Source organism: Enterobacter chuandaensis (assembly GCF_003594915.1).
GTDB classification, from domain to species: domain Bacteria; phylum Pseudomonadota; class Gammaproteobacteria; order Enterobacterales; family Enterobacteriaceae; genus Enterobacter; species Enterobacter chuandaensis.
In genome coordinates this window covers 111,537-132,336 of the sequence record NZ_QZCS01000008.1, presented here as the reverse complement: position 1 = coordinate 132,336, position 20,800 = coordinate 111,537, and the positions used below count along the sequence as shown (strand labels likewise).

Sequence of the window (20,800 nt, the reverse complement as noted above, 5' to 3'; positions counted from 1 at the left end):
GCCTGACTCTCCATAGGATTGTTGTTTTGATTATCGTAGGCAGAACAACCGCAACGACATCTGGAGTATGGTTGCGGTGTGTTACTTTTTCCAGGCTGGATAGAAAATAATCAGTCTAAACGTTGACTTAACGCAACAAGCGCTGAACAAAATTCAACCGGATGGGAGATAAACGGCGCATGTGCGGCTTTGGCAATGACCTGTGATTCGCTGTCCGGCCAGAGGGAATCCAGTAATGGAACCACTTTGCGCGGTACCAGCCCGTCGAGATAGCCATAGATGCGCAGGTGCGGCAGGGTCAGCCCGGCCAGCGGCTCACGCAGGTCAACCGTTTTCAGGATCTCCAGCCCTCCGTTAAGCACGTCAACGTCCGGCATCGGCAGGGAAAGTACCACCTGTTTCAGCGCTCTGGCATCCTGGCGCGCGGTTTCGGTGCCCATCGTCTGCAAGGCGAGGAATCGCTCGACGGTCCGCTGGAAATCGTCGCTCAGCTGCTGCTGAAAGCCCGCCAGAACCTCAGGTTTGATGCCGGGCCACGCCTCTTGCGCGCTAAAGCATGGCGACGAGGCCACGGTGACCAGCGCCTTTACGCGCTCGGGCCTGGTGAGCGCAATCTGGCTTGCCACCAGCCCGCCCAGACTCCAGCCCAGCCAGATGGCATTTTGCGGCGCGGCGTCCACAACCTGTTGCGCCATCTCATCAAGCGACATCGCGCCAAAGCCGCGGCTGCGACCGTAGCCCGGCAGATCGACCAGATGTAACGTAAAGTGCGAGGCAAGTTCCTCGCTTATGCAATGCCATACTTCCGCGTTCAGGCCCCATCCGTGCAGCAGCACAAGATGGCAATTTCCTGTCCCTACGGTCTGCCACCACAGCGTCTTCATCAGTTACTGTTCTCTTTTTTCACATGGAGGTTGCACATGCTAACAGTGCCTGGCTTGTGCTGGCTATGCAAAATGCCGCTTGCCCTCAGCGCGTGGGGCGTCTGTTCCGTCTGCACGCGCTCGCTGGAAAGACCAATCACCCGCTGCCCACAATGCGGTTTATCGGCGACACACCGCGATTTACCCTGCGGTCGCTGCCTGAAAAAAAACCCGCCGTGGAGCGCGCTGGTGGCCGTGGATGATTATGTTCCGCCGCTGAGCGGGCTGATTCACACCCTGAAGTTTTCCGGCCAGAGTTCGCTGGCGCAGCCCCTTGCCCGCCTGTTACTGCTGGCGGTTTTGCAGGCGCGACGCGCCCGCGCTCTGCCGAAAACCGATATGGTAGTGAATGTTCCCTTATACCGACGCCGGCACTGGCGGCGCGGCTATAATCAAAGCGACCTGCTCTGCCGCCCTCTCGCCCGGTGGCTGGGCTGTCGCTATGATGCCAGCGCACTTACTCGCGTGCATGCCACCGCCATCCAGCACCAGCTCAACGCCCGGCTTCGCAAAAGAAACCTTAAAAATGCCTTTCGCCTTGAATTGCCGGTCCACGGCCTCCATATCGCCATCGTGGATGACGTCGTCACCACAGGCAGTACCGTTGCTGAACTTTCCCGACTGCTTTTGCAAAGCGGCGCCGCGTCGGTTCAGGTATGGTGTCTGTGCCGTACCTTGTAGCCCTTCTTCAATGGGCGTATGATTATACCCAGGTAATTTAGTCAACTATTAGGCCAAAGCTATGATCCGTATTTCCGATTCTGCACAAGCGCACTTTGCCAAACTGCTGGCAAATCAGGAAGAAGGGACGCAGATCCGCGTGTTTGTGATCAATCCAGGCACTCCGAATGCAGAATGTGGTGTCTCTTATTGTCCTCCGGACGCTGTGGAAGCAACTGACACTGCCCTTAAATTTGAACAGCTCACCGCGTATGTCGATGAACTGAGCGCGCCGTATCTTGAAGATGCGGAGATCGACTTTGTCACCGACCAGCTGGGTTCTCAGCTGACCCTGAAAGCGCCAAACGCCAAAATGCGTAAAGTCTCTGACGATGCGCCGCTGATGGAGCGCGTAGAGTATCTGCTGCAATCCCAGATCAACCCGCAGCTGGCGGGCCACGGCGGTCGCGTTTCCCTGATGGAAATCACCGAAGACGGTCTGGCGATCCTGCAGTTCGGCGGCGGCTGTAACGGTTGCTCCATGGTCGACGTGACCCTGAAAGAAGGGATCGAGAAGCAGTTGCTGAACGAATTCCCGGAACTGAAAGGCGTGCGCGATCTGACCGAGCACCAGCGCGGCGAGCACTCTTACTACTAATTCAGTCCCCGTCTGTAATGCCCGGTGGCGCTGCGCTTACCGGGCCGACCTTCCCTTGCTTTCTCCCTCTATATGTTGACCTGCGTCTCATAATTTAAATTTTGCCTCCCTGGGTGATTCTCAACCGCGACATGTTACCCGTATCATTCTCGTGGGCACTAAGCACACTCATAACAGCCGACTAAACTAAATAGTTTCCAGGATATCAGTATTAGTGCCGTTAACCACTCTGTTCCCAGTTGGGACAATCGGAAATTGTCGTTGAAACAATGACGTTACCCATAACAATTCAAAGGCCAGGTAAATCATGCCATTAGTCATCGTTGCTATCGGTGTTGTGTTATTACTGCTCTTGATGATCCGTTTCAAAATGAACGGGTTTATCGCTTTGGTTCTGGTGGCACTTGCAGTCGGTCTGATGCAGGGTATGCCGCTGGTTAAAGTTATCAGCTCCATTAAAGCTGGTGTCGGCGGCACGCTCGGCAGCCTGGCGCTGATCATGGGCTTCGGCGCCATGCTCGGTAAAATGCTGGCGGACTGCGGGGGCGCGCAGCGTATTGCCACCACGCTTATCGAAAAATTTGGTAAGAAGAATATCCAGTGGGCGGTGGTGTTAACCGGTTTTACCGTCGGTTTCGCGCTGTTCTATGAAGTAGGCTTCGTGCTGATGCTGCCGCTGGTGTTCACCATCGCCGCTGCCGCCAACATCCCGCTGCTGTTCGTGGGCGTGCCGATGGCTGCGGCGCTGTCCGTCACCCACGGCTTCCTGCCGCCGCACCCGGGCCCAACCGCTATCGCCACCATCTTCCACGCCGATATGGGTAAAACCCTGCTGTTCGGTACGATTCTGGCGATCCCGACCGTGATTCTGGCAGGCCCGGTGTATGCCCGCTTCCTGAAAGGCATTGATAAGCCGATCCCGGAAGGTCTGTACAGCGCCAAAACCTTCACCGAAGAAGAGATGCCGGGCTTTGGCGTCAGCGTCTGGACCTCACTGGTGCCGGTGATCCTGATGGCGATGCGCGCCGTGGCGGAGATGATCCTGCCAAAAGGTCACGCGTTCCTGGCCGTTGCAGAATTCCTCGGCGACCCGGTGATGGCAACGCTGATTGCGGTACTGATCGCGATGTTCACCTTCGGACTGAACCGTGGCCGCTCAATGGATCAGATCAACGACACGCTGACCTCATCCATCAAAATCATTGCCATGATGCTGCTGATTATCGGCGGTGGCGGTGCGTTCAAGCAGGTGCTGGTCGATAGCGGTGTGGATAAATACATCGCGGCCATGATGCATGAAACCAACGTGTCGCCGCTTCTGATGGCCTGGTCTATCGCCGCAGTTCTGCGTATCGCGCTGGGTTCTGCAACCGTTGCGGCAATCACCGCGGGCGGTATCGTTGCGCCACTGATTGCCACCACGGGCGTCAGCCCTGAGCTGATGGTTATTGCCGTCGGTTCCGGTAGCGTGATTTTCTCACACGTGAACGACCCGGGCTTCTGGCTGTTCAAGGAGTACTTCAACCTGACTATCGGTGAAACCATCAAGTCCTGGTCCGCGCTGGAAACCATTATTTCGGTGTGCGGTCTGGTCGGGGTGCTGCTGTTGAATATGGTGGTCTGATGCCATAAGTCGGGTGGCGGCTTCGCCTTACCCGACCTACTCGCTCCATGTAGGCCCGGTAAGCGTAGCGCCACCGGGCAATAAAAAACCCGCCACTGGCGGGTTTTTTTATCACTTCTTCGCGACTGCTTTTCGCCGCTTATCCAAATCCTTAATCAGCCTGTTCACCACGTCATCGGCAAACATCGTCTCAAGCGTTGTGGACAACTTACGACGCCAGTTCTTGTACTGATAGCTGGTTCCCGGAACGTTCACCGGCTCCGCCATATCGATCCAGTCTTCCGGCTGCAGGCCGAGTAGCGCGCTGTTGCTGTCGGCAATATAGCGCTGCAGACCACGGTTGAGCGTTGGCGTCATTGCCATCAGCGAGGCCTTATGTCCGGCACGCTTCGGCAGACAGCCATGCTTATGCAGCGCATCCAGCAGCCCCTGCTTCGCCAGCTCGCGATCCTGATACAGTCCACGCAGAACCTCCTCATCAGGATACAGCCCCAGCGTTTTACCGAGCGTCAGATCGCCGCTTTCCCAATAGCCACGAAGCGTAGGAAGGTCATGCGTCGTCGCGACTGCCATTGACTGTTCAGGGTACGCTTTCGGCGCGCGGAAGGTTTTCTCATGGTCGTTTTCAAAATAGAGCACTTTATAGGAGTAGACGCCGCTGTCGCGGAGCTTACTGACAATTTCCACCGGCACGGTACCGAGATCTTCACCGATCACCATGCACTGGTGGCGCTTACTCTCCAGCGCCAGGATCGACAGCAGATCGTCCACCGGATACTGCACATACGCCCCGTGATCGGCGGTTTCACCGTACGGGATCCACCACAGGCGCAGCACGGACATCACGTGGTCGATACGCAGCGCCCCGCAGTTCTGCATGTTCGCGCGCAAAAGGTCGATAAACGGCTCGTAGGCGCGCGCCGCCATCACGTGCGGATCCATCGGCGGCAGGCCCCAGTTCTGACCGAGCGGGCCAAGGATATCCGGCGGCGCGCCGACGGACGCTTTCAGGCAGTAGAGCTCACGGTCGCACCAGGTTTCCGCGCCGCCTTCCGCCACGCCCACGGCCAGATCGCGATACAGGCCGATCGGCATCTTATAGCCCTGGCTCACCTGCCAGCAGGCGGCAAACTGGCTGTACGCCAGCCACTGCAGCCACAGGTAGAAGTCCACCTCGTCGGCATGATTTTTACAGAACGCTTTGACTTCAGGGGTATCCACGGTCTGATACGCTTCCGGCCAGACCGGCCAGCCCCAGCGCATTTCGTCCTCTTGCACCTGATACGCGTGCAGCGCATCAAATGCCGCCTGCCAGTAGAGACTTTCACCTTCCTGCATCACGAACTGGCGGAAGGCTGCCATCTGCTCATCGTCGCGTTTCGCAAAGCCTTTCCACGCCAGACGCAGAGCCGCCATTTTCAGCGCGGTCACGCTGGCATAATCTACCCAGTCCGCATCGCGGGCCTGTTTCAGCATCTGCTGGGTGGTCTCGAGCTTCCACCACGCCTGCGCCTCTTTGCTGTTTTTGAAATCGTCTAATGCGTTAACGTCGATGTAAATCACGTTCAGCCAGCGTCGGGAAGACGGGCTGTACGGGCTGGCACTTTCCGGATTCGCCGGATAGAGCGCGTGGATCGGGTTGAGGCCGATGAACGCGCCGCCGCGCTCACCAACAGATGCCAGCATCTTTTTCAGATCGCCAAAATCGCCGATGCCCCAGTTGCTGTCGGAACGCAGCGTATAGAGCTGCACGCAGGCACCCCACAGCTTTTTGCCTTCGAGCAGCGCCTGCGGCTCATAGCAGCGTTTTGGCGCGACGATCACCCGACAGTGAAAACGCTGTTCGTCCTGGGTGAGCGTCAGGCTGTGATAGCCCTCGGGCAGCTTCGCCGGAAGGTTTAACGTTTTGCCGCCGGTGGCGTGGCCTTTATGCTGATGCCCCTCTTCGGTGGTGAGCAGCCAGCTAAACTCGCCGCGCCCCTCCACCGCCAGCGGCATCTTTTTGCCTGCGGTAAAGACCTTCACGTTGGGCACCGGAGCAACCGACGCTTTCGCGTCGGTTTTGTGCATGGCATCCAGCAAACGTCTTTTGGTGTCCGCACCAATAGACTGCGGTTTGCCATGCGCATTGATGTAACTGAGGCTAATTCCCGCCGCCTGCGCGGCACTGTCCAGACGTTTACTCTCCATCGCGCTTCCTTAGCGTTTTGCCTGCCAGATACGGGCCTGATAATCACGGATTGAGCGGTCAGAGCTGAACATGCCGCAGCGCGCGGTGTTCAGAATGCACGCCCGGGTCCACGCCTCCTGGTCGCGGTACAGCACGTCGACCTGTTTCTGCGCTTCAACGTAGGCCGTGAAGTCCGCCATCACCAGGTACGGGTCTCCGCCGTGTTTGTCCATGCTGTGCAGCATCTGGTCAAACGCGTGCTTATCGCCGTCACTGTATTTGCCGCTTTCCAGCTCCTTCAGCACCGCATCCAGCACTTTGTCTTTCTTACGCCATTTCACCGGGTCGTAGCCTTTGGCCTTGATGGCTTTCACTTCTTCAACAGTATGGCCGAAGATAAAGATGTTCTCTTCACCGACCTTCTCGGCGATTTCGACGTTAGCACCGTCCAGCGTGCCGACGGTCAGCGCGCCGTTCAGCGCCAGCTTCATGTTGCCAGTACCGGACGCCTCTTTCCCTGCGGTCGAGATCTGCTCGGAGATATCCGCCGCCGGGATCAGCATTTCCGCCGCCGAGACGCAGTAGTCCGGCAGGAACACCACCTTCAGCTTGTCGCCCACTTTCGGATCGCTGTTGATCGCCGCCGCCACCTTGTTAATGGCGAGGATAATGTTTTTCGCCAGGTAGTAGCCCGGCGCCGCCTTCGCACCGAACAGGAACACGCGCGGCACGCGGTCGGCCTGCGGGTTCTCGCGGATCTCTTTGTACAGCGCCAGAATGTGCAGCAGGTTCAGGTGCTGACGTTTGTACTCGTGCAGACGTTTGATCTGGATATCGAAAATCGCGTTCGGGTTGATCTCAATCCCGGTACGCATTTTCACAAACTCCGCCAGGCGAACCTTGTTCTCCAGCTTGATCGCGCGGTACTGCTCGCGGAATTTCGCGTCGTCGGCCTGTTTTTCCAGGTTGATCAGCTGGTCCAGATCGTTGGCCCACTCTTTCTTCAGGGTCTTGTCCAGCAGGCCAGCCAGCAGCGGGTTGCACTGCTTGATCCAGCGACGCGGCGTGATGCCGTTGGTCACGTTATGGAATTTGGTCGGCCACAGCTGGTGGTATTCCGGGAACAGATCTTTCACCACCAGATCGGAGTGCAGCGCCGCCACGCCGTTAACGGCAAAGCCGCTCACCACGCACATGTTCGCCATACGCACCTGTTTGTCGTGCACCACCGCCAGCTTGGCCCAGACGGCTTTGTCGCCCGGCCAGGTTTTCTCCACCAGCACTTTAAACTGGTCGTTAATCTTGTTGATGATCTGCATGTGGCGCGGCAGCAGCGCTTTCACCAGCTTCTCATCCCAGCACTCAAGCGCTTCCGGCATCAGGGTGTGGTTGGTGTAGGCGAAGGTGCGGCTGGTGATGGCCCAGGCGTCGTCCCAGCTCAGCTGATGCTCGTCGATCAGTACGCGCAGCAGTTCCGGGATGGCGATGGTCGGGTGCGTGTCGTTGAGCTGAATCACTTCGAAGTCCGGCAGCTGCGCCAGCTTGCGGCCCGCCAGGTGGTGGCGACGCAGAATGTCCGCCACGGAGCAGGCGCACTGGAAGTATTGCTGCATCAGGCGCAGCTTTTTACCCGCCAGATGGTTGTCGTTCGGGTAGAGGACTTTGGTCAGCTTCTCGGCGTCGATCCCCTGCTGCTCGGCGCGCAGGAAATCGCCGTCGTTGAATTTGGTCAGGTTGAACGGATGCGCGTGCTTCGCCTGCCACAGACGCAGCGGCTGCGCCACGCCGTTACGGTAGCCAAGCACCGGCAGATCCCAGGCTTCACCGGTAATAGTGAACGCTGGCTCCCAGAGCCCCTGCTTCGTCACTTTCCCGCCGATGCCAACCTGCACATCCAGCTGCGCGTTGTGGCGGAACCACGGGTAGGTATTGCGGTGCCAGTCGTCAGGCGCTTCCATCTGATGGCCGTCGGCAAACGATTGACGGAACAGACCATACTGGTAGTTCAGGCCATAGCCAATCGCCGACTGGCCGACGGTCGCCATGGAATCAAGGAAACAGGCCGCCAGGCGCCCCAGACCGCCGTTGCCCAGCGCCGGGTCAATCTCTTCTTCCAGCAGGTCGGTCAGATTAATGTCGTGCTCTTTCAGCACGTCCCCCACCTCCTGATACCAGCCGAGGTTCAGCAGGTTGTTGCCGGTCAGGCGGCCAATCAGGAACTCCATCGAGATATAGTTAACGTGACGCTGGCCTTTGACGGGCTTCGCCACGGGCTGAGCATCCAGCTGCTCTGCGAGCGCCCCGCTCACCGCCTGCCACCACTGGTGAGGCGTCATTTCATTTGCAGCATGAAGGCCAAAACGCTGCCACTGACGCGTCAGGGCAGCCTGGAATTGAGCTTTGTTGAAGGTAGGCTGTGACATAGGGGATCGGCATCCTTTAGAAAGAAAACACAAGTTAGCGCTAGTGTGCCTGGCTCATTTCACCTCTTCCTCCTCCCGTGGGGGATTAGACAGGGAGGAGTAGCGGGGATGAGCGTAAAAGTGTGATCGAGGCCACTCAGAGAGCATAATTTGAGTGTGCCCGGAAGAGGAAAAAGTAACCGGGGAGAATGTCAAAGAAATGAAATGCAGTTTTGGATGAAATTAATCCACGCGGAAATGATTGCTTACGGAGAATAATATTTCAGCAATCGGGTTCTGCCTAAGGAGATTATTAATCTCACTCAACTTTACCCGAAGTTTATTAAATTCGACGTCATTATCCCTTTCTGAAACCAGTTTCAGCGCAACCGCCTGACATCCATACAAGCCAGCAGTGGCGCGGTGTCAACGCATTTTTGAAAAAGTTCCAGCAACAGTCTGAATGTTTTGTGACAGAGTGCAAATTCAGAGCCACAAAAGCCAGACATAACTTGCAATAGTTCTCTTTCTGACCGACCTTATAGCTATTAATTACGAAGCGCAAAAAAAATAAATTCTCTCGTTCCCCACAGTGAAGTGAAACCTATGTTGATTCCGTCTAAATTAAGTCGCCCGGTTCGTCTTGACCATACAGTGGTCCGAGAGCGTCTGTTGGCTAAACTTTCCGGCGCGCATAATTTCCGACTGGCGCTGGTTACGAGCCCTGCAGGTTATGGAAAAACAACGCTCATTTCGCAATGGGCCGCAGGTAAGAGCGATCTAGGCTGGTACTCCCTCGACGAGGGCGATAACCAGCAAGAGCGTTTTGCCAGCTATCTGATTGCCGCTATTCAACAGGCAACCAATGGACACTGCGTCGCCAGCGAGGCAATGGTGCAAAAGCGCCAGTACGCCAGCTTGTCCTCCCTTTTCTCCCAGCTGTTTATCGAGCTGGCCGAATGGCATCGTCCGCTGTACGTGGTGATTGATGACTATCATCTGATTACGAACCCGGTTATCCATGAGTCGATGCGTTTCTTCCTGCGCCACCAGCCGGAAAACCTGACCTTAGTCGTGCTGTCACGCAACCTGCCGCAGCTCGGTATTGCCAACCTGCGCGTGCGCGATCAGCTTCTGGAAGTGGGCAGCCAGCAGCTAGCCTTCACCCACCAGGAAGCGAAACAGTTCTTCGACTGCCGCCTGACCTCACCCATTGAGGCCTCCGAAAGCAGCCGCCTGTGTGATGATGTCGCGGGCTGGGCCACGGCGCTGCAGCTGATTGCCCTTTCCGCGCGACAAAACAACAGCCCGACGCACCAGTCTGCGCGTCGTCTGGCCGGCATCAACGCCAGCCATCTCTCTGATTACCTGGTGGATGAGGTGCTCAACAGCGTCGATCCCTCCACCCGCAATTTCCTGCTGAAAAGTTCCCTGCTGCGTTCCATGAACGACGCGCTGATTGTGCGCGTTACCGGTTGTGAAAACGGTCAGCTGCAGCTGGAAGAGATTGAGCGTCAGGGGCTGTTCCTGACGCGCATGGACGATCCCGGCGAGTGGTTCAGCTACCACCCGCTGTTTGGCAGTTTCCTGCGCCAGCGCTGTCAGTGGGAGCTGGCCACGGAATTACCGGAAATCCACCGCGCTGCCGCCGAAAGCTGGATGGCTCAAGGCTTCCCGAGCGAAGCTATCCATCACGCGCTGGCCGCCGGTGATGCCAGCATGCTGCGCGATATCCTGCTCAACCACGCGTGGGGGCTGTTTAACCACAGCGAACTGACGCTGCTGGAAGAATCGTTGAAAGCCCTGCCGTGGGAGAGCCTGCTGGAGAACCCGCGCCTGGTGCTGCTCCAGGCCTGGCTGATGCAAAGTCAGCACCGCTACAGCGAAGTGAATACCCTGCTGGCGCGTGCCGAGCAGGAGATGGAAAGCGAAATGGATACCACCCTGCACGGCGAATTTAACGCCCTGCGGGCGCAGGTCGCGATTAACGACGGCGATGCGGATGAAGCTGAACGACTGGCGATGGTCGCGCTGGACGAACTGCCGCTGGCGAATTTCTACAGCCGAATTGTGGCCACCTCGGTACACGGCGAAGTGCTGCACTGCAAGGGCGAGCTGACGCGCTCCCTTTCGCTGATGCAGCAAACCGAGCAGATGGCGCGCCGCCATGATGTCTGGCACTACGCCCTGTGGAGCCTGATCCAGCAAAGTGAGATTTTATTTGCTCAGGGGTTCCTGCAGGCCGCCTGGGAAAATCAGGAAAAAGCGTTCCAGCTGATTCGTGAACAGCACCTGGAACAGCTGCCGATGCACGAGTTCCTGTTGCGCATTCGCGCTCAGCTGCTGTGGGCATGGTCGCGCCTGGATGAAGCAGAAAGCTGCGCCCGTCAGGGTGTAAACGTGCTTTCTGGCTTCCAGCCTCAGCAGCAATTGCAGTGTCTGGCCCTGCTGGTGCAGTGCTCGCTGGCGCGTGGCGATCTGGATAACGCCCGCAATCACCTTAACCGTCTGGAAAACCTGCTCGGCAACGGTCAGTACCACAGCGACTGGGTATCGAACGCCGACAAGGTGCGGGTGATTTACTGGCAGATGACAGGGGACAAAAAATCCGCCGCCAACTGGCTGCGCCAGACGCCTAAACCGGAATTTGCCAATAACCACTTCCTGCAAAGCCAGTGGCGCAACATCGCCCGCGTGCAGATCCTGCTGGGTGACTTTGAGCCTGCCGAAATTGTGCTGGAAGAGTTAAACGAAAACGCCCGCAGCCTGCGTCTGATGAGCGACCTGAACCGCAACCTGCTGCTGTTAAACCAGCTTTACTGGCAGGCCGGGCGTAAAAATGACGCCCAGCGCGTGCTGCTGGAAGCCTTGCAGCTGGCGAACCGCACCGGGTTTATCAGCCACTTCGTGATTGAAGGTGAAGTGATGGCGCAGCAGCTGCGCCAGCTGATTCAGCTCAACACGCTGCCGGAGCTGGATCAGCATCGCGCCCAGCGCATTCTGCGCGAGATTAACCAGCATCATCGCCACAAGTTTGCGCATTTCGATGAGAACTTCGTGGAACGTCTGCTGAACCACCCGGAAGTGCCGGAGCTTATTCGCACCAGCCCGCTCACCCAGCGCGAATGGCAGGTGCTGGGGCTGATCTATTCCGGCTACAGCAACGAGCAGATTGCCGGTGAGCTGGCGGTGGCGGCAACCACCATCAAAACGCACATTCGCAATCTGTATCAAAAGCTGGGCGTGGCGCACCGTCAGGACGCGGTGCAGCATGCACAGCAATTGTTGAAGATGATGGGATACGGAGTGTAATTCATTGCCCGGCGGCGCTACGCTTGCACGGGCCTACGGGTTTTGTAGGTCGGGTAAGCGCAGCGCCACCCGACACAACCGTTAGCACAGTTCCAGCTGCAAATTATTATCTTTAATCACCTGCATCACGCCCGCCGGTGGCATCACGTCGGTGTAGACCGCATTCACCATGCTGATGCTGCCCATATTCACCATCGCGTTACGACCAAACTTCGAATGGTCCACTACCAGCATCACGTGGCGTGAGTTTTCAATAATCGCACGCTTGGTGCGCACCTCGTGGTAATCAAACTCCAGCAATGAGCCGTCGCTGTCGATGCCGCTGATCCCCAGAATGCCGAAGTCCAGGCGGAACTGAGAGATAAAGTCGAGCGTCGCTTCGCCAATAATCCCGCCGTCGCGGCTGCGCAGTTCGCCGCCCGCGAGGATGATGCGGAAATCGTCTTTCTGCATCAGTGTGTTAGCAACGTTCAGGTTGTTGGTCACCACGCGCAGGTTCTCGTGATCCAGCAGCGCATGGGCGACCGCTTCCGGCGTGGTGCCGATGTCAATAAACAGCGTCGCCCCGTTCGGGATCTGGCTGGCAACTTTACGCGCAATGCGCTCTTTCTCTGCCGTCTGCGTGGCTTTACGGTCGTGCCAGGAGGTGTTGACCGAGCTGGACGGCAGCGCCGCGCCGCCGTGATGGCGCAAAATACGGTTCTGATCGGCCAGATCGTTCAGATCACGACGGATGGTTTGCGGGCTGACGGCAAACTGCTCTACCAGCTCTTCGGTGCTGACGTATCCCTGTTTTTTGACCAGTTCGATAATGGCGTCATGACGTTGTGTTTGTTTCATCAATTATCCCTGAAAATTATGTTCGTTTTCGCGCATGGAGCGTGTCGGCCATTGCCATTGCCAGCCCGACAGCCAGGCCGGTGACGTGCGCACCATTGGCGATAGACATACCAAACAGATCAAACCATCCGGCAATTAGCCATATTAACGCAAAGGCTATTAATCCGCGTTGTAAATAGATGCCGCTTTCCGGGTCGCGCTCCCCGCGAAGCCAGACGTAGCCCATCAGGGCGTATACCACGCCAGACAGCCCACCGAACCACGGGCCGCTGAATTTATGCTGCACATAGCCGCTCAGCAGGGCGCTGATAATCGTGATAACAATCAGCTTGCCGCTGCCGAGCCGCTTCTCAACGATACCGCCGAGATACCACCACCACAGCAGGTTAAAGAGGATATGCATTACCGAGAAGTGCATCAGCGCGTGGGTGAAATAGCGCCAGACGTCGAAATCCAGCGACGGATCGTACGGCCACGCCAGCGCGATCATCACGCTCTGGTCGCCCACCACGTTCATAATAATGAAGACAATAATGCAGGCCGCCATCAGCAGCAGCGTAAACGGGCCCGCGCGCTCGCGAATCGTGGCAAGGAAGGGAAAACGGCTGTAGTGAAGTCCACTGCCGGTCTGGCCGGACTGCCAGCTTGCCGCCAGATAGCGCGGGTCGCCGGGGTTCTCAAGGAAACGCGCCAGCTCCTCGTTTACCCGCCCTGCCTGGCTCTCGTCGGCCAGCCAGACGTCGGTCTGAGTATGTTGCTGGATGGTCAGAATAACGCCCTGCGTCGCCATATAGTCGACAAACGCCTGGGCGACGCGCGGGTTGGTAAAAGAGGTGATCATCAACATGGGCAGCGGTCGCTTATTTCCACACAAAAGGGGACAGTATAGCGGGATTAGCGCTCAAACGCGTATTCCACTTCTGCCGGGAAATGACGATGCCAGGCATCGAAGCCGCCGTCGACGCTGTATACCGCGTCATAGCCTTGCTGAATCAGGTACTGCGCCGCGCCTTTGCTGCTGTTGCCGTGGTAGCACATGACCATAACGGGCGTTTCAAAGTCGTTATCGCGCATAAACGCGCCTAATGAGTCGTTGGTGAGATGGAACGCGCCCGGCGTGTGGCCCATCGCAAAACTCTGCGGATCGCGGATGTCCACCAGCACCGCTTTTCCCTGGTGCATCTTCTGATGGGCTTCTTCTACGTTAATACATTCAAACTGATCCATGGTGTTCTCTTTACAGTGGTCAACGACAAGATTTTACCCCGTAGTGTACGTCCTGGCGGCGGGTAAACGCCATTATGTTATCCATATCACTCTAAATTGTTTTTTTGATGTTACCAAAAGCGCGTTCCTTTGCTATTATGAGCGATATCGAACATTTTTGAGCTTTAACGAAAGTGCATGAGGGTGTTATGGAAACCAAAGATCTGATTGTGATAGGCGGTGGCATCAACGGTGCCGGTATTGCGGTTGATGCCGCAGGACGCGGTTTATCCGTGCTGATGCTGGAAGCTAACGATCTCGCCTGCGCGACGTCGTCCGCCAGCTCCAAGCTGATCCACGGTGGCCTGCGCTACCTGGAACACTACGAATTCCGCCTGGTCAGCGAAGCGCTGGCCGAACGTGAAGTGCTGCTGAAAATGGCCCCGCATCTGGCGATCCCGATGCGCTTCCGCCTGCCTCACCGCCCGCACCTGCGTCCGGCATGGATGATCCGCATCGGCCTGTTTATGTACGATCACCTGGGTAAACGCACCAGCCTGCCGGGCTCGAACGGTTTGCGTTTTGGCTCAGAATCGGTCCTTAAGCCTGAAATCGTGCGCGGTTTCGAATATTCCGACTGCTGGGTGGACGATGCGCGCCTGGTGCTGGCGAATGCGCAGATGGTCGAGAAGAAAGGCGGCGAGGTGAAAACCCGCACCCGCGCGACCGCCGCTCGTCGTGAAAACGGCCTGTGGATTGTGGAAGCGGAAGACATCGATACCGGCGAGAAATTCAGCTGGAAAGCGCGCGGCCTGGTGAACGCCACCGGTCCGTGGGTGAAGCAGTTCTTCGACGACGGCATGCATCTGCCTTCCCCGTACGGCATCCGCCTGATTAAAGGCAGCCACATTGTGGTGCCGCGCGTGCATACCCAGAAGCAGGCCTACATTCTGCAGAACGAAGATAAACGCATCGTGTTTGTGATCCCGTGGATGGACGAGTTCTCCATTATCGGCACCACCGACGTGGAGTACAAAGGCGACCCGAAAAACGTCGAGATCGACGAGAGCGAAGTGAACTACCTGTTGAAAGTGTATAACGCACACTTTAAGAAACAGCTGTCACGCGATGACGTGGTCTGGACCTACTCCGGCGTGCGTCCGCTGTGCGATGACGAGTCTGACTCACCGCAGGCCATCACCCGCGACTACACGCTCGATATCCACGACGTAGATGGACAGGCGCCGCTGCTGTCGGTGTTTGGCGGCAAGCTGACCACCTACCGCAAGCTGGCCGAGCACGCGCTGGAAAAACTGGCGCCATACTACAAAGGCATTGGCCCGGCGTGGACCAAAGAGGCGGTGCTGCCCGGCGGGGATATCGGCGGTAACCGCGACGATTACGCCGCGAAGCTGCGCCGTCGCTTCCCGTTCATTACCGAAGGGATGGCGCGTCACTACGCCCGCACCTACGGCAGCAATACCGAGCTGTTCCTGGGCGACGCGAAAGCGCTCGCCGATCTGGGTGAACATTTCGGCCACGAGCTGTATGAGGCCGAGTTGCGCTACCTGGTTGAGCACGAGTGGGTTCGCCGTCTCGAAGATGCCGTCTGGCGTCGTACTAAAGAAGGGATGTGGCTGAATGCCGAGCAGCAGTCTCGCGTGGCACAGTGGTTGCAGCAGCATGCGGGAAAGCGTGAATTGTCGCTGGCGTCGTAAATAAAAAAAGCCGGGTGGCGGCTCCGCCTTACCCGGCCTACTCGATCCCGTAGGCCCGGTAAGCGCAGCGCCACCGGGCTTTGTTTTTACAACCGCACCGGATCAATATGCCAGATATTCTCGGCATACTCCTTGATGGTCCTGTCAGACGAGAAATAGCCCATATTGGCGATATTATGCATCGCCGCGCTGGTCCACTTCTCCTGCTGACGGTACAGCTCGTCCACCTTATCCTGACAGTCCACGTAGCTGCGATAATCCGCCAGCACCTGATAGTGGTCGCCAAAGTTAATCAGCGAGTCCACCAGATCGCGATAGCGGCCCGGCTCGTCGGGGCTGAACACACCGGTCGCAATCTGCGTCAGGACCTGACGTAGCTCTTCATCCCCTTCGTAGAACTCACGCGGGGAGTAGCCTTTTCTCCGCAGCGCCTCCACTTCTTCCGTGGTATTGCCGAAGATAAAGATATTCTCTTCCCCTACGTGCTCCAGCATCTCGACGTTCGCGCCGTCCAGGGTGCCGATAGTCAGCGCGCCGTTGAGGGCGAACTTCATGTTACTGGTGCCGGACGCTTCCGTCCCCGCCGTGGAGATCTGCTCGGAGAGATCCGCCGCCGGGATGATCAGCTGCGCCAGGCTCACGCTGTAGTTCGGGATGAACACCACCTTCAGCTTGTCGCCAATATCCGGATCCTGGTTCACTACCTTCGCCACGTCGTTGATCAGGTGAATAATGTGTTTCGCCATGTAGTAGGCGGACGCGGCCTTACCGGCGAAGATCTTCACGCGCGGCACCCACTCTGCGGTCGGATCGGCCTTAATGCGGTTGTAATGGGTGATCACATGCAGCACGTTCATCAACTGACGCTTGTACTCGTGGATACGCTTGATCTGCACGTCAAACAGCGCTTTCGGGTTTGCCACCACGTTGAGATGCATCGCCAGCCAGACCGCGAGACGTTTTTTGTTCAGCAGCTTGGCTTCACGCACGGCCTTGTTCACCGTCGGGAAATCAATGTGCTGTTCAAGCTCGCTCAGCTGGCTCAAATCGGTGCGCCAGGTGCGACCGATATTCTCATCCAGTACGTCAGAGAGCGGCTGGTTGGCCAGCGCCAGCCAGCGGCGTGGCGTAACGCCGTTGGTCACGTTGCAGAAACGCGTCGGGAAGATCTTCGCGAAATCAGCGAACAGGGACTGCACCATCAGGTTCGAGTGCAGCTCAGACACCCCGTTGACCTTGTGGCTGATCACCACCGCCAGCCACGCCATGCGCACGCGGCGACCGTTAGATTCATCAATGATCGAGGCACGGCTCAGCAGGCCGGTATCGTTCGGGTACTGCTCCTGCAGCGTCTTGAGGAAGTAGTCGTTGATCTCGAAGATAATCTGCAGGTGGCGCGGCAGGATTTTGCCGAGCATGTCCACCGGCCAGGTCTCCAGCGCTTCACTCATCAGGGTGTGGTTGGTGTAAGAGAACACCTGACACGTTACCTCAAACGCGTCGTCCCAGCTGAACTTATGCTCGTCAATCAGCAGGCGCATCAGCTCAGGAATGGAGAGCACCGGATGGGTGTCGTTGAGGTGAATCGCCGTCTTCTCGGCCAGGTTGGCGTAGGTCTTATGCAGCTGATGGTGGCGGCTGAGGATATCCTGAATCGTTGCGGAGACAAGGAAATACTCCTGGCGCAGGCGCAGCTCGCGCCCGGAGTAGGTTGAATCATCCGGGTACAGCACGCGGGAGACATTCTCGGAGTGGTTTTTATCTTCCACCGCCGCAAAGTAGTCGCCCTGGTTAAATTTGCCGAGGTTGATCTCGCTGCTCGCCTGGGCGTTCCACAGGCGCAGGGTGTTGGTCGCGTCGGTGTCGTAGCCGGGGATGATCTGGTCATAGGCCACGGCGAGGATCTCTTCGGTTTCCACCCAGCGGGATTTTTTCCCTTCCTGCTGAATACGTCCGCCAAAGCGCACCTTGTAGCGCGTGTTGTGGCGCTTGAATTCCCACGGGTTGCCATATTCCAGCCAGTAGTCCGGGGACTCTTTCTGACGACCGTCAACGATGTTCTGCTTGAACATGCCGTAGTCGTAGCGAATGCCGTACCCGCGGCCCGGCAGCGCCAGCGTCGCCAGCGAGTCGAGGAAGCAGGCGGCAAGACGCCCCAGACCACCGTTGCCCAGCCCCGGGTCGTTCTCTTCGTCAATCAGCTCTTCTAAATCCAGCCCCATCTCTTCCAGCGCGGTTTTGACGTCGTCGTAAATACCCAGCGACAGCAGCGCGTTAGAAAGGGTGCGGCCAATCAAAAATTCCATCGACAGGTAGTAAACCTGCCGCGTCTCCTGCGAAAGCTGGGCGCGGTTAGAGCGCAGCCAGCGTTCGACCATACGGTCTCGCACCGCAAACAGCGTGGCGTTCAGCCATTCGTGCTTGTTGGCAATGACCGGATCTTTCCCGATGGTGAACATCAGCTTGTAGGCGATGGAGTGCTTTAACGCCTCAACGCTGAGCGTGGGGGAAGAGTAGCTAAATGGAGCATTCATATCAGTAACTTCGCCTCGTTACATCAAGCGTTGATAAAGGTCGCGGTAGGACTGCGCCGCAACGTGCCAGCTAAAGTCCATGGACATCGCCTGACGCTGAACGTAACGCCACAGGGATGGACGGGACCACAAGACGAAAGCACGCCGAATCGCCCGAAGCAGCGACCAGGCGTTACTGTCTTCAAAGACAAAGCCGCTGGCGATGCCGTCCGCCAGGTTTTCCAGAGAGCTATCCGACACCGTATCTGCCAGCCCGCCCGTGCGGCGCACCAGCGGCAGGGTGCCGTATTTCAGGCCGTAGAGCTGCGTCAGGCCGCAGGGCTCAAACCGGCTCGGCACCAGAATCACGTCCGCACCGCCCATGATGCGGTGCGAGAACGCTTCGTGATAGCCAATCTGCACGCCCACCTGCCCCGGATGTTCCGCCGCGGCGGCGAGGAAACCTTCCTGCAGCACCGGGTCACCCGCGCCGAGCAGCGCCAGCTGGCCGCCCTGCTCCAGTAACCCTGGCAGCGCCTCCAGCACCAGATCCAGCCCTTTCTGGCTGGTCAGGCGGCTGACCACCGCAAACAGCGGCACCTTGTCGTTGACCTTCAGCCCCATTGCAATCTGCAGCTGGCGTTTGTTTTCCGCTTTGTCTTCCACGGAGTCGCGGCCATAGCGCGCGGCCAGCAGGAGATCGGTTTCCGGGCTCCAGATCTGCTCATCCACGCCGTTCAGAATACCCGACAGGCGGCCTTCACGGTGGCGCTGCAGCAGCAGCCCTTCCAGACCGTAGCCAAACTCCGGCTGGGTGATTTCACGCGCGTAGGTTGGGCTCACCGCCGTGATGTGGTCGGCGTAGTACAGCCCCGCCTTCAGGAACGAGATCTGCCCGTTAAACTCCAGACCGTGCATGTTATAGAACGACCATGGCAGATCGATGTCATTCATATGATGGGCGTAGTACATGCCCTGATACGCGAGGTTGTGCACAGTAAAGACCGATTTGGCCGGATGCCCTTTCGCCGCCAGATACGCAGGCGCCAGCCCGGCGTGCCAGTCGTGCGCGTGGACGACATCCGGACGCCAGAAAGGATCCAGCCCGACGGCCATCTCTGCCCCCACCCAGCCGAGCAGCGCAAAGCGCAGCACGTTGTCGGTGTAGGCGAACAGGTTCGTATCGTGATACGGGCTGCCCGGACGGTCGTACAGGTGCGGCGCGTCGATCAGGTAAATCCCTACGCCGTTGTAATGTCCAAACAGCAGGGTGATGCGTCCGGCAAAGGTTTCACGGCGCGTCACGACCTTTGCATCGGGAATGCCGCGCCGGATATCCGGGAAGGCGGGCAGCAGGACGCGGGTATCGACTCCACCGGCGATTTGCGCCGCGGGTAATGCACCAAGAACATCCGCCAGGCCGCCCGTTTTTAACAACGGGAACATCTCAGAACATACGTGTAAAACCTGCATCATCGCTCCTGTTTGATCTGCAGCTTCCGCAACATTTCCCGTGTGACTAACACGATCCCCTCTTCAGAACGGTAGAAGCGACGCGCGTCTTCTTCCGCGTTTTCACCAATCACCATTCCTTCAGGAATGACGCAGGCACGGTCGATCACGCAGCGACGCAGACGACACGAACGCCCTACCCAGACATCCGGCAGCAGAACCGCCGAATCGATATTACAGAATGAGTTTATACGCACGCGCGGGAACAGCACGGACTGCACCACCACAGAACCGGAGATGATGCACCCGCCGGAAACCAGCGAGTTCAGGGTCATGCCATGGCTACCGGAGCGATCCTGGACGAACTTCGCCGGCGGCAGCGATTCCATATGGGTGCGAATTGGCCAGTTCTGGTCGTACATATCCAGCTCAGGCGTCACGGATGCCAGATCGAGGTTGGCTTTCCAGTACGCTTCCAGGGTTCCCACATCGCGCCAGTAAGGCTCCGCATTCGGGTCAGACTGCACGCAGGACAGCGGGAAGGGATGTGCATACGCCATGCCAGCTTTGGTAATTTTCGGGATGATGTCTTTACCGAAGTCGTGGCTGGAGCTTTCGTCTTTGTCGTCTTCTTCCAGCAGCTCATAAAGATAATCTGCATCAAAGACATAGATCCCCATGCTGGCGAGCGATTTGGTGTCGTCGCCTGGCATGGTTGGCGGGTTCGCCGGTTTTTCAACGAAGTCGATAATCTTGTCGTCGCCATCTACATGCATCACGCCAAACGCGGTTGCTTCCGCAACGGGCACCGGCAGACACGCCACGGTGCAGCGCGCCCCTTTTTCAACGTGGTCGATCAGCATGTGGGAGTAATCTTGCTTGTAGATGTGGTCCCCCGCGAGGATGACGATGTATTCCGCGTTGTAGCGGCGAATGATGTCGAGGTTCTGGGTCACCGCATCCGCCGTGCCGCGGTACCAGTTCTCCCCGTGAACGCGCTGCTGCGCCGGGAGCAGATCGACAAACTCGTTCATCTCTTCGCTGAAGAATGACCAGCCGCGCTGGATGTGCTGCACCAGCGTGTGCGACTGATACTGCGTAATGACGCCAATGCGGCGAATGCCCGAGTTCAGGCAGTTGGAGAGCGCAAAGTCGATAATGCGGAACTTACCACCAAAGTGAACGGCCGGCTTGGCGCGCTTGATGGTCAAATCTTTCAGACGGGTACCACGCCCGCCCGCGAGTATCAGGGCAACTGTTTTTAATGGTAGCTGGCGCGCCAACATTAACGGATCGTTCTTCTCTAATCTAACCATGACTAA

General features: G+C 57.7%; 14 protein-coding genes. 5 read left to right on the top strand and 9 right to left on the bottom strand.

What is annotated here, in order from left to right; translation table 11 throughout:
• Nucleotides 1-110 precede the first annotated feature (110 nt).
• Nucleotides 111-884, bottom strand: coding sequence for a pimeloyl-ACP methyl ester esterase BioH (bioH, locus tag D5066_RS14285; RefSeq protein ID WP_080329048.1), 774 nt, complete (start codon nt 882-884; stop codon nt 111-113).
• A gap of 36 nt (nt 885-920) precedes the next feature.
• On the opposite strand from bioH, the gene gntX reads away from it, so the two are divergent.
• The 3 genes from gntX to gntT all read left to right on the top strand — a co-directional run bounded on the left by gntX (nt 921) and on the right by gntT (nt 3,865).
• Entirely contained in the window at nt 921-1,604 is a 684-nt protein-coding gene (gene gntX, locus D5066_RS14280; RefSeq protein WP_119916341.1) for a DNA utilization protein GntX, read from the top strand.
• Between the two features lie 61 nt (nt 1,605-1,665).
• The gene (gene nfuA, locus D5066_RS14275; RefSeq protein WP_003861601.1) at nt 1,666-2,241 is read left to right on the top strand and encodes a Fe-S biogenesis protein NfuA; all 576 of its coding nucleotides are present in this window, start codon (nt 1,666-1,668) and stop codon (nt 2,239-2,241) included.
• Between the two features lie 307 nt (nt 2,242-2,548).
• Nucleotides 2,549-3,865 carry a gluconate transporter gene (gene gntT, locus D5066_RS14270; protein WP_119916340.1) on the top strand — a complete coding sequence of 439 codons (1,317 nt, stop codon included), beginning with the start codon at nt 2,549-2,551 and terminating at the stop codon, nt 3,863-3,865.
• 111 nt (nt 3,866-3,976) lie between these two features.
• On the opposite strand, the gene malQ is transcribed toward gntT, so the two are convergent.
• Both malQ and malP read right to left on the bottom strand, forming a co-directional pair.
• Nucleotides 3,977-6,055, bottom strand: coding sequence for a 4-alpha-glucanotransferase (gene malQ / locus D5066_RS14265; RefSeq protein ID WP_119916339.1), 2,079 nt, complete (start codon nt 6,053-6,055; stop codon nt 3,977-3,979).
• Nucleotides 6,056-6,064: 9 nt separating this feature from the next.
• Nucleotides 6,065-8,458, bottom strand: coding sequence for a maltodextrin phosphorylase (malP, locus tag D5066_RS14260; protein WP_059355756.1), 2,394 nt, complete (start codon nt 8,456-8,458; stop codon nt 6,065-6,067).
• A 585-nt stretch (nt 8,459-9,043) separates the two neighbouring features.
• Between malP and malT the strand changes: the two genes are divergently transcribed.
• Nucleotides 9,044-11,749: an HTH-type transcriptional regulator MalT gene (malT, locus tag D5066_RS14255; RefSeq protein WP_059355755.1), complete on the top strand. Its 2,706-nt coding sequence runs from the start codon at nt 9,044-9,046 to the stop codon at nt 11,747-11,749.
• Nucleotides 11,750-11,830: 81 nt separating this feature from the next.
• Here malT and D5066_RS14250 read toward each other — a convergent pair whose 3' ends face one another.
• The 3 genes from D5066_RS14250 to glpE are packed head-to-tail and all read right to left on the bottom strand — an operon-like array spanning nt 11,831 to nt 13,816.
• Complete coding sequence (locus tag D5066_RS14250; RefSeq protein WP_080329054.1) at nt 11,831-12,589, bottom strand: DeoR/GlpR family transcriptional regulator; 759 nt, start codon at nt 12,587-12,589, stop codon at nt 11,831-11,833.
• A 16-nt stretch (nt 12,590-12,605) separates the two neighbouring features.
• Nucleotides 12,606-13,436, bottom strand: coding sequence for a rhomboid family intramembrane serine protease GlpG (gene glpG / locus D5066_RS14245; RefSeq protein ID WP_119916338.1), 831 nt, complete (start codon nt 13,434-13,436; stop codon nt 12,606-12,608).
• A gap of 47 nt (nt 13,437-13,483) precedes the next feature.
• Nucleotides 13,484-13,816 (bottom strand): thiosulfate sulfurtransferase GlpE, encoded by a 333-nt coding sequence (glpE, locus tag D5066_RS14240; RefSeq protein WP_080329056.1) that lies wholly within the window; start codon nt 13,814-13,816, stop codon nt 13,484-13,486.
• A gap of 188 nt (nt 13,817-14,004) precedes the next feature.
• Here glpE and glpD point away from each other — a divergent pair, with 188 nt between their 5' ends.
• Nucleotides 14,005-15,513: a glycerol-3-phosphate dehydrogenase gene (gene glpD, locus D5066_RS14230; RefSeq protein WP_080329057.1), complete on the top strand. Its 1,509-nt coding sequence runs from the start codon at nt 14,005-14,007 to the stop codon at nt 15,511-15,513.
• A gap of 86 nt (nt 15,514-15,599) precedes the next feature.
• Here glpD and glgP read toward each other — a convergent pair whose 3' ends face one another.
• Genes glgP through glgC form a run of 3 tightly spaced genes read right to left on the bottom strand, consistent with a single transcriptional unit; the run spans nt 15,600 to nt 20,794 of the window.
• The gene (gene glgP, locus D5066_RS14225) at nt 15,600-18,047 is read right to left on the bottom strand and encodes a glycogen phosphorylase (RefSeq protein ID WP_080329058.1); all 2,448 of its coding nucleotides are present in this window, start codon (nt 18,045-18,047) and stop codon (nt 15,600-15,602) included.
• A gap of 18 nt (nt 18,048-18,065) precedes the next feature.
• Nucleotides 18,066-19,499 carry a glycogen synthase GlgA gene (gene glgA / locus D5066_RS14220; RefSeq protein ID WP_119916337.1) on the bottom strand — a complete coding sequence of 478 codons (1,434 nt, stop codon included), beginning with the start codon at nt 19,497-19,499 and terminating at the stop codon, nt 18,066-18,068.
• Nucleotides 19,499-20,794: a glucose-1-phosphate adenylyltransferase gene (gene glgC, locus D5066_RS14215; RefSeq protein ID WP_080329059.1), complete on the bottom strand. Its 1,296-nt coding sequence runs from the start codon at nt 20,792-20,794 to the stop codon at nt 19,499-19,501. The genes glgA and glgC overlap by 1 nt, the downstream gene beginning before the upstream one ends.
• Nucleotides 20,795-20,800: the final 6 nt, after the last annotated feature.